This is a genomic window from Candidatus Eisenbacteria bacterium (assembly GCA_016867495.1).
Taxonomy (GTDB): domain Bacteria; phylum Eisenbacteria; class RBG-16-71-46; order CAIMUX01; family VGJL01; genus VGJL01.
Genome location: VGJL01000318.1, coordinates 1 through 2,088, shown reverse-complemented (window position 1 = coordinate 2,088; position 2,088 = coordinate 1). Strand labels below are relative to the sequence as shown.

At 70.1% G+C, this 2,088-nt stretch carries 2 protein-coding genes; both read left to right on the top strand.

Translation table 11 applies throughout. The annotated features are described in order from the left end of the window. Positions 1–604 precede the first annotated feature (604 nt). A complete protein-coding gene (aroA, locus tag FJY88_13865) occupies positions 605–1,915 on the top strand; it encodes a 3-phosphoshikimate 1-carboxyvinyltransferase (protein MBM3288413.1) in 1,311 nt (436 codons plus the stop codon). Next, the coding region (locus tag FJY88_13860; GenBank protein ID MBM3288412.1) for an AAA family ATPase at positions 1,912–2,088 on the top strand (177 nt) is incomplete at its 3' end. The genes aroA and FJY88_13860, both read left to right, overlap by 4 nt.

Here is a 2,088-nt window from a genome sequence, read left to right as displayed (position 1 = left end):
GGATCTTCGCAGAGTTCTACGTCGTTCGCCGCGCGGGGCTCTTCGCCCGTCCGAAGGCGCGAGGCGTGAAGAACGTCTTCGTCTGTCCGGGGATGATGTCCGTCTGTTCGCGGTGGGTGGCGCAGGCCTCCTCGCAGATCCGGCTCATCCCGACGGCGTCGGTCGAGGATGGGATCGGCCGCGCGATCGCGCGTCGAGGTGCCGTTCTCGGATACGGCGCGCTCGAGACCGCCGCCGGCCTTGTGTGGAAGCAGGGAGGGCTCGAGGACGAGCCGCTCCTCTTCCGTCGCTTCCTCGTCCTCGCCGGCGCGGACGCCGCCCCTTCCGGCGAGGACAAGACATCATGCCTTCTTCTGCTCGCGGACCGCCCGGGCCGGCTGCACGAGTTGACAGAGACTCTCGTCCGCCGTCGCATCAACCTCCTCTGGGTTGAACCTCGCCGGACGCCAGTGGGGGCCGGCGAAGCCGTCCTCCTGCTGGAGATCGAGGGACACCGAAGCGACCCGGTCGTGCGCGATGCCCTGGAGGAGTTGAGCGGCACAACCGAGTGGTTTCGCATCCTGGGATCGTACCCGAGGGAGCGCCCCCCCGCGGGAAGCTCGGAATGAGCGTTCGGACCGAGCACGCGATTGTCGTTCGACCTGGCCGCCCCCTGCGTGGAGTCCTGCGTCCCGTGGGAGACAAGTCCCTCACCCATCGCGCGCTCATCCTGGGGGCCATCGCGCGAGGGCGATCGAGGCTGATCCATCCGAACCCGGGAGCGGACTGCGTGGCCACCGCGCGGGCCCTTCGCGAGCTGGGAGCGAGGATCGACCACGCCGCGACCGGGTGGGATCTCTCCGGCTCGACCGGATCTCTTCGAACCCCGGCGGCTCCCCTCAGGATGGGGAATTCGGGGACGGGAATGCGCCTGCTGAGCGGCCTGCTGGCGTGCCATCCCGTCCGCGCCGTCCTGACGGGGGATGCCTCCCTCAACCGACGGCCGATGCGGCGGATTGCCCGGCCGCTGCGCGAGATGGGGGCGGAGATCGTGCTTCGGGACGAGGAGTTCCCTCCGATCGAGATCCGCGGAGGGCGCCTGCGGGCGATCCGCCACACCCCCGAGGCGCCCAGCGCCCAGGTGAAGGGAAGCCTGCTCCTCGCGGGCCTCGGTCTCTCCGAGGGAGAGCTCATCATCGAGGAGCGCATCGAGACGCGCGACCACACCGAGAGGCTCCTCCAGTGGCTTGGCCTTCCCGTCGATCGAGAAGCGGGTCGCGTCGTCCTGCGCGCTCCTGTGCCCCGGCATGAGGGGTTCGAGTGGATCGTGCCCTCCGACCCGTCCGCGGCGACCTTCTACATCGTCGCCGCCGCTCTTGTCGAGGGCTCGGATGTCCGATTGGATGGAGTTCTGCTCAATCCAGGCCGAACGGGCGCCGTCGAGATCCTGAAGAGAATGGGCGCGGACGTAGAGATCGTCCCCGATGAGGCGTCGGGGCCGGAGCCGACCGGAACCGTTCGCGCGCGGGCGAGCAGGCTCCGCGGCGTCTCGATCGCCGGGCCGCTCCTGCCGAGGATGATCGATGAGGTGCCCGCGCTCGCCGTCGCGGCCGCGATGGCCGACGGGGAGACCGTCATCCGCGATTGCGCCGAGCTCAGGGTGAAGGAGTCCGATCGGATCGCCTCCACCGCCGCGATGCTGCGCGCCCTCGGCTGCGGGGTGGAGGCGGGGCCCGACTGGCTTCGGATCGAGGGCGCCGGAAGGCTCAAGGGTGGGGCGGTCGACCCCTGCGGCGATCACAGAATCGCGATGGCGGGGATCGTCGCGGGGCTCGCGGCCGAGGCGCCCGTCGTCATCGAGGATGTTCGGCCGATCGCCAGCTCCGACCCGACCTTCATCGACCGGATCGTGCAACTGGGAGCGTCGGTGTCATGAGGCGCCACTTCCTTCTCGCCATCGACGGCCCTGCGGGAACGGGAAAGACGACGAGCGCCCGACTCGTGGCGGAGAGACTCGGCTTCGCCTACATCGACTCCGGGGCGCTCTATCGGGCGATCGCGGTTGCCGCGCGCGCGCGCGGAATCGACAGTCCCGAGGACGGGCGGCTC